The following is a 7,051-nucleotide window of genomic DNA, read 5'->3' as shown; positions in this document are numbered from 1 at the left end:
TGGTGAAACTCCCGCTGCTACGGCAGCTTCCTCGCTGGATAGCCCCGTCGCAATCTCCCGCCAGAACCGGCACAGATGCTCACGCTGCCAGACTGGTGGCCGACCTGGCGAGGATAATTTGCGTCGCATCGAACGATCCGACTTCCGTCTTCCTGACATCAACAACACCTCCAATAGCGGGGTGTTGCGACGACCGGTTGAATCCGCCCAGTTCACCAGCAGCGATAGGCTCGATGAGCTGAGGGAGGCCAAGGTGCAGATATCGATGGATGGCAAGGGCCGCTGGATCGACAACCGCATGATCGAGCGGCTCTGGCGGTCGCTGAAATATGAATGCGTCTACCTGCGCGCCTTCGAGACCGGGTCACAGGCCCGAGACGGTATCGGGCAATGGCTGGCCTATTACAACGCCGAGCGGCCCCACTCGACCCATGGCATCTTGCCCCGCGACGATGTCCATGCCAGCAAAATCGAACCCGTGAGAATGGCAGCCTGATGTGAAACCCTGATCCACCTTAACCGGGCTGCATTCTGGTCGAAAAAGCAGGACCACCTATCTATGCAGCCGGTGTGGATTCCACAGCCGACCGCAAGCCTGTTGGCTACAAGAAGCTGGGCAACCAGAGTGCCAGTTCCGGGAATATGAACAGCACAAACAGAACCAGCACTTCGAGGCAGATGAACGGGATCGCTGCTCGATAGATCGCCAGCATCGATATCCACTCTGGCGCCACGCCGCGCATCACGAACAACAGAAGTCCGAATGGCGGTGTCAGCAGGCTGACCTCCATCACCACAAGGAACAAGACGCCAAGCCACAGCATGTTGACGTCTTGCGCATGCGCAATGGGTAGGAAGAAGGGGAGCGTCACCAGCAACATGCTGACCTGATCCATGAAAGCACCTAGGAAGATCAACACGATCAACATCATCAACACCGCACCAAAGGCGGTCAGATTCAGCCCGTCCACGAAACCCAGCATCCCCTGAATCGCTCCAGAAAGGGACAGGAGCTGTGAGAACGTCGTAGACCCGGCCACGATGAGCATGATCATCGAAGCGACCTTGGCCGTTTCAGACAGCGCGGTATTCAACACCTCAAGAGACAGCGACCGGTAGGCCGCCGCGGCGATCAACGCCGCCATGCAACCGATCGCGGCTGCCTCGGTGGGCGACGCGATGCCACCAAAGATGCTGCCCACCACGGCGACAAAGATCAACATCAGCGGCAAAACGTAAATCAGGAACGGCTCCCATTTTTCGCGGCGCGTCAAGTTGTCGACGCTTTCCTGAACCGGTGCCAGTTCGGGGTTGATGGTGCACCGGATCAGCACATAGCCCAGAAACAGCGCTGCCATGAGCATGCCGGGCATGAGCCCCGCCACCAGGAGGGACGAAATCGGAATATAGGCCAGACTGCCGAGCAGCACCGCCAATGCCGAAGGCGGAATCAGCATCGCAATCCCCCCTGTCGCCATGATCGGTCCCATGGCGATACCTGGATCATAGCCGCGCTTTAGCATGTCAGGCAAAAGAACACCGCCCATCAGCGCCGTGTTGGCAATAGTTGAACCGGTCAGCGATGAAAAGATGGTGCCGCCGGTGATGGCCACGACCGACATGCGCCCGGGAACCCGCGAAATCAGAATGTCGACGGCGTTGATCGCCCGGAAGGCAACTTTGGACTGGAACAGGATTTCTCCCATCAGCAAAAACAAGACGACGGGCAGAAAGGAAAACTTAGCCACCGATTCAAACATTTCGCCGGATAGAAACTCCAGCGACCCGGTGCCCCCCATGAACAGCACCATGCCGATTAGATTGGCACCGATGAAGGAAAAAGCGACTGGCAGGCCAATGGCCATGCCGAAAGCGATGATGGCAAGCATCAACAAAAGCGCGAGATACCACTCCATGCTCAGAACCCTCCAGAGGCTGGGGTAGTTTCTGCGGCATCCGGTTGGTCGTCGACGATGCGCAGAAGAAATTCGATGGCCAGAAGAACGAACGACGCCGGTATGACCGCCAGCAGTGGCCATTCCAGGATCACCAGGCTTTTGTAGATGGCGCTATTGCTTTCGAACGCGTTGTAGGCGGCGCCCGCGCTGAAATAGGCAATGGACAGACATACGGCGAGACCGACCAGGTCGGCGAACATGTCGAGTGCACGCGCGCTTGCACGGGGTAGAGTTTTGGCAAGGATGTCAATCTTGACATGCAACCCAAGACGAAGAACCCATGGTGCGGCAGCAAATGCCCCGACATAAATCGAATATTCCGCGACTTCGCCGACCCACTCAACCGTGGATAGGCCCATCAGGCGCAGGAAAATATTCATCGACACCGTGACGGCGATGAAACCCACCAAAGCACCAAAAAACAACACAAACCCTTTAAGCATACTATCGTGTACCGCACGAACAAGTCGCAACATCTCAGACACCTCCCTATATTCTGGGCCGAACCCCATGCGAGCGCTTGTGGTCACATGGGACATGCACGTAGCCGCACGTGGCGATGCCACGTGCGTGGAGTCTCATGGCCGGGTAATAAATGCGCGAATTTCCTCGGCGACCGTCGCATTGATCTTTTGGGCTTCTTCCCAGCCGACACGACGTGCCGTTTCGCTCCAGATTTTGGCTTGGTCGGCTGGCAGTACGATCGTTTCGATGCCTGCTTCTGTCTGCCGCGCGATTTCCTTAGCGTCATTTTCGACGACGAGGTAGTTTTCGCTTTCAAGTTCAAGCATCAGCTCGTTCAGCAGCGCCTGCTGTTCCTCGGACATGCTTTCCCATAGGTCGAGATTCATCACCACGTGGCCGTTGCCGGTAAAGAACCCGGGTTCGACCCGGTATTTCGTCACCTGATCCCAACTGTAGTCAAAGATCCCTTCGGCAACCCAACCGAAACCGTCAACCACCCCGCGCTCCATGAGCGTATAGACTTCAGGCACTGGGGCCGAATGCGTCGATGCCCCAAGAGCAGCGAAAAATGCCTGGTATGCCGTCGACACGCGAATGTCGATCCCGCTGAGATCGGCGGAGTCGATCGGCTTATTCAGGTAGAGGTAATAGGGTGACGTGTCGTAGGTGCGACCCAAATAGTGCAGACCCTTTTCAGCATGCAGCTTCTGGATATATTCGTACCCACCGTTCTGGCGAAGCTCCGAAATGTCGACCTCGGACAATTTGAAAAAGTCAGCCTCCGGCAGGACATTAGTATACCAGCCACCAGTCACGTAGGCCATGCCGTAGACCCCGCCCTTCACCTTCTTTACGATCTGCACCGGGCTGCCGATGGCCGGCGCACCGCCTAGGTAGTCGATCTTCACCAGGCCCCCGCCGCGCTCGTTCAGCTTTTCGATGAACGACTCGTAGCGCGACGCGATGATCGATCCGGCTGTCCAGCCGCTCACAGCGCGGATTGTCACTTCTTCGGCCATTGTTGGAACTGCGACCGCCATAAGCGCCAGCGCCGCAACGGTCTTCCTCGTCAGAGCCTTAAGCATGATATTCTCCTCCCTTTGAATGGTTTTGGTGCCTGGCACTTATGGCCGGATCACCAGGTCGTTGGGTTACTACAAGTCGTAAGTGCCCTGCTTGATCTCATCCGAAACGACGTTCCACCTGCGCGCGGCCTCCACTGTGCCTTCCAGATAGGCTGCTGGCATCAGGTCGAACGGGCGGCGCGTCGGGCCAGCGTTGATATATCCCGCCGCGTTAAAACGTTCTTTTTCCAAGGGAATATTATACTTGGAGAACTCGCGGAAATCGCCGTTGGGAAAGAAAGTCTCGTAGCTCCACGTAATCCGGTCCGTGAGCTTCTGTGCCATCTCGCGGTGGCCACCAGTGATCAGATCCCGCAGCTTCGTGCAGGGCAGCATGCCACAGCTTGCAGAACCGGCCCACGCGGCCAACGATACTTCGGCGTCGATCTCTTGTGTCTTCAACCAGTCTCGTTCCAGCGGCAAAAGGCGGATCCGGCCGTTCACGGCCTCCAGGCTTCGAATATAGATCTCGTCAACGCCGATCGTCTTGGCGGCAACGACCTGAGGAATCTCGGCAAGCTCGGCCCAGGTTTCGGGGGTGATCCGCCCCTTGAAGGCCTCTGGGTTATCATAGATCACAATGCCCAGTTCCGGCACAGCTAAGGACACGTCACGATAATATCGTACGATTGCTTCGGGCGCCAACTGGCACCACATCGGGCGACCCAGCATGGTTCCCTGCGCGCCAAGATCGCGCACAAACTTCATTCTTTCGATAGTTTCGCGTGTGCTCTGCATCGTTGTCCCGATGCAGACAGGCACGCGCCCGGCTGCCTCCTCGACGACCGCCGTTACAAAGACTTTCCATTCTTCGGGGGTCAGCGTAGCTTCTTCACCGAAAGTGCCATTGGTCAGGATAGCGTCCACGCCGTCTTTGATGATCTGGTTCACGGCGCGGCGTGTTTCTTCGACGTTGATGGCGATGCCCTCATAGAGGGGGTCGGCTGCCTCAGGGGTGCTACACGAGGGGATGATTCCCCAGATTCCTGTTACGTCGTCGACCGTAAGCCGGCATGCGTTGGCGTTTGGCATTGCGTCTCTCCCTATGGTGCAAAAAAGCTTTCGCCGTCCGTGTCTTCCTACGTCTGAGGGACGGCCATTACATGATCGCAGTCTAGGAAGAGCGGGATAGATGGCGCTACCGGGTGTTTGGACATAGAATAACGCGATTCAGACAAAAGGTTGCCGAATGAAATACCTTCCACCGAACCGTTACGACGAACCTGGATCGCTGATCTCCTTCAATGCACGCCAATGTGCAAACCTCACAGTTGTACCGCGCCATAGCCACGCGCACTCGCAACTTCTGTATACGACGACCGGGGTACTTCAGGTGCGCACCGACAGCGGCAAATGGGTGGTCCCCAACGGCCAGGCCTTCTGGCTTCCGTCAGACGTAGCGCACGAAGTCACCTGCAATGGCAGTGTGACCATGCACAGCCTTTTCTTCAACACCTCCGGGGGTGCCGAGTTCCTGGGCATCTGCAGCGTGGTCACGATTTCCCCACTGCTGAAAGAGCTGATCCTCTACACCACACGGTCGCTTGCCACACTGGATTCCGCCGCGTCGGAGCGTCTCATCTCGGTCATTCTGGACCAGGTGAGCCGTCTGCCTGCCGAACCCCTCTTTTTGCCTGTAGCCAGTGATTCTCGCCTCAAGCCCATCATCGACGGAATTTTGGGCGATCCGTCCGATTCACAGTCGCTGGACGTCTGGGCCAACAAAGTGGGCAGCTGCTCACGCACCCTGTCCCGATTGTTTATCACGCAAACCGGCCTGAGCTTTGGCAAGTGGCGAGAAAGGGCACGGGTGATCGCGGCGCTGAAAGGGTTGTCAGAAGGTCAGAGCGTGACCGAAATAGCCTACGAGACGGGCTACCGGTCGCAAAGCGCCTTTATCAATATGTTCAAACGGACGACCGGACGCACCCCGGGGAAGTTCTTCACGCAGTGACTGAGCGTTGATGAAGTAACCGCCCTCCGACGGCATCGATGTGCCAAGGTGGGTCTACAATGATCCACAAAGGAGAGCGGTCATGTCGGGTATTATCACGGTCGGGCTCGATTTGGCGAAGAATGTATTCCAGGTGCATGGAACCGATGGCGCAGGTCGAGCGGTTCTGCGTAAGAAGTTGCGGCGAGCACAGACCTTGGCATTTTTCAGCCAACATCCTGACCTAATGGGATGAACTGCCTTCCCACCAAACGCTGCTATCGTGGCAGGCATAGGTGGAGAGAGGAGCATCTGATGGACATCAAGGTTCTGGGCATTGATTTGGGCAAGACCGTTTGCAGTCTTGCCGGACTGGATGAAGCGGGAGCGGTCGTGTTTCGCAAACGGCTCCAGCGGCATCGGCTGCTGGACTTTCTTGCCACGCTGCCGCCCTGCGTGGTTGCAATGGAAGCCTGCGGCGGGGCGCATCACATCGGACGCTTCTGCCTTCAGAAGGGGCATGAACCTCGGTTGATGTCGCCGCTCTATGTCCGCCCCTATGTGAAGGTTCACAAGAACGACGACCGGGATGCGGAAGCCATTGCCGAAGCCGCGACGCGGCCAACGATGCCATTTGTTGCGATCAAGTCGGAGGAACAGCTCGATCTTCAGGCCTTGCACCGTGCGCGAGAGCGCCTGGTGTCAGACAGGACGCGCTTGATCAATCAGGGCCGTGGTTTCCTGATGGAACGCGGCATCCGGGTAGGAACCGGGCGCCATGTCTTCCAAAAGGAGCTGGCCAGATTGGCCGTAGAGGGCGCTGTCGACCTTTCACCCCGAATGCTCCTGCTCGTGGCTGACATGGCGTCCGAACTGGACGTAATCAATGATCGGGTCGCGGCGATCGATACCGAAATCAAGGCGCTGGCCAGGACAGATGCCGATATGCAGCGCTTGATGGAGATCCCCGGCATCGGTCCGACGATTGCGACAGCGCTCGTGGCAGCTGTCGGCACCGGCAGCTCTTTTGGCAAAGGTCGTGATCTTGCCGCATGGCTTGGTCTGGTGCCGCGGCAGGTCACGACAGGTGGCAAGGCCAAGCTGATCGGAATCTCGAAACACGGTAACCGATATTTGCGTAAGCTCTTCATCCACGGAGCTCGAACGGTGCTGCATCTCGTGCGTGATAGGACGTCGCCAATAACGGCTTGGGCAGACGCTTTGAAGGGGCGAGCGCATGTGAACGTCGCGGCGGTCGCCATGGCCAACAAGATGGCACGTATTGCCTGGGCTGTTCTGACGAAGGGTGAGAGATATCGGCCGAATGCCATGAGCGGCCTGTAGTCGGACAAAGGCATCTGCGAGCGAGGAGGAGATGGACCAACGACCGATAGGCGTCTTGTCAGTCTGATGGGGAGCATGGCCCCCGAAGTGCCGATGAGCTAACGAGACACAGGACGCGCGACTTCCCATCTTGGTCAGGGGCAAATCGAACGGCCCCGAAGAAAGACCGAATACATAGAAGCAGGGTCAGCGGCGCATCGACAAATCACTTGCAGGGGAAGGCAGTT

General features: G+C 57.6%; 8 protein-coding genes and 1 pseudogene. 4 read left to right on the top strand and 5 right to left on the bottom strand.

Features of this window, described 5'->3' with window-relative positions:
* Positions 1 to 3: 3 nt before the first annotated feature.
* Positions 4 to 159: pseudogene (locus ACWNZ3_RS23115) on the bottom strand (IS30 family transposase); the annotation flags it as partial.
* Between the two features lie 94 nt (positions 160 to 253).
* Here ACWNZ3_RS23115 and ACWNZ3_RS23110 point away from each other — a divergent pair.
* Positions 254 to 496 (top strand): integrase core domain-containing protein, encoded by a 243-nt coding sequence (locus ACWNZ3_RS23110; RefSeq protein WP_496902634.1) that lies wholly within the window; start codon positions 254 to 256, stop codon positions 494 to 496.
* A gap of 106 nt (positions 497 to 602) precedes the next feature.
* Here ACWNZ3_RS23110 and ACWNZ3_RS23105 read toward each other — a convergent pair whose 3' ends face one another.
* From ACWNZ3_RS23105 to ACWNZ3_RS23090, 4 genes are all read right to left on the bottom strand, one after another.
* On the bottom strand, positions 603 to 1,916 hold the full coding sequence (locus tag ACWNZ3_RS23105) for a TRAP transporter large permease (protein WP_496902633.1): 1,314 nt from the start codon (positions 1,914 to 1,916) through the stop codon (positions 603 to 605).
* Positions 1,917 to 1,918: 2 nt separating this feature from the next.
* On the bottom strand, positions 1,919 to 2,434 hold the full coding sequence (locus ACWNZ3_RS23100) for a TRAP transporter small permease (protein WP_496902632.1): 516 nt from the start codon (positions 2,432 to 2,434) through the stop codon (positions 1,919 to 1,921).
* 102 nt (positions 2,435 to 2,536) lie between these two features.
* Entirely contained in the window at positions 2,537 to 3,508 is a 972-nt protein-coding gene (gene dctP / locus ACWNZ3_RS23095; RefSeq protein WP_496902631.1) for a TRAP transporter substrate-binding protein DctP, read from the bottom strand.
* A gap of 69 nt (positions 3,509 to 3,577) precedes the next feature.
* Positions 3,578 to 4,579 carry a dihydrodipicolinate synthase family protein gene (locus ACWNZ3_RS23090; protein WP_496902638.1) on the bottom strand — a complete coding sequence of 334 codons (1,002 nt, stop codon included), beginning with the start codon at positions 4,577 to 4,579 and terminating at the stop codon, positions 3,578 to 3,580.
* 157 nt (positions 4,580 to 4,736) lie between these two features.
* On the opposite strand from ACWNZ3_RS23090, the gene ACWNZ3_RS23085 reads away from it, so the two are divergent.
* The 3 genes from ACWNZ3_RS23085 to ACWNZ3_RS23075 all read left to right on the top strand — a co-directional run bounded on the left by ACWNZ3_RS23085 (position 4,737) and on the right by ACWNZ3_RS23075 (position 6,824).
* A complete protein-coding gene (locus tag ACWNZ3_RS23085; protein WP_496902637.1) occupies positions 4,737 to 5,501 on the top strand; it encodes an AraC family transcriptional regulator in 765 nt (254 codons plus the stop codon).
* Between the two features lie 82 nt (positions 5,502 to 5,583).
* Positions 5,584 to 5,736, top strand: a complete 153-nt coding sequence (locus ACWNZ3_RS23080; protein WP_496902636.1) for a hypothetical protein — start codon at positions 5,584 to 5,586, stop codon at positions 5,734 to 5,736.
* A gap of 59 nt (positions 5,737 to 5,795) precedes the next feature.
* Entirely contained in the window at positions 5,796 to 6,824 is a 1,029-nt protein-coding gene (locus ACWNZ3_RS23075; RefSeq protein ID WP_496902635.1) for an IS110 family RNA-guided transposase, read from the top strand.
* Positions 6,825 to 7,051: the final 227 nt, after the last annotated feature.

Source organism: Sulfitobacter sp. IGS-18, assembly GCF_059628195.1.
The sequence above is the reverse complement of the archived record's forward strand: the minus strand, read 5'-3'. Positions and strand labels throughout refer to the sequence as shown.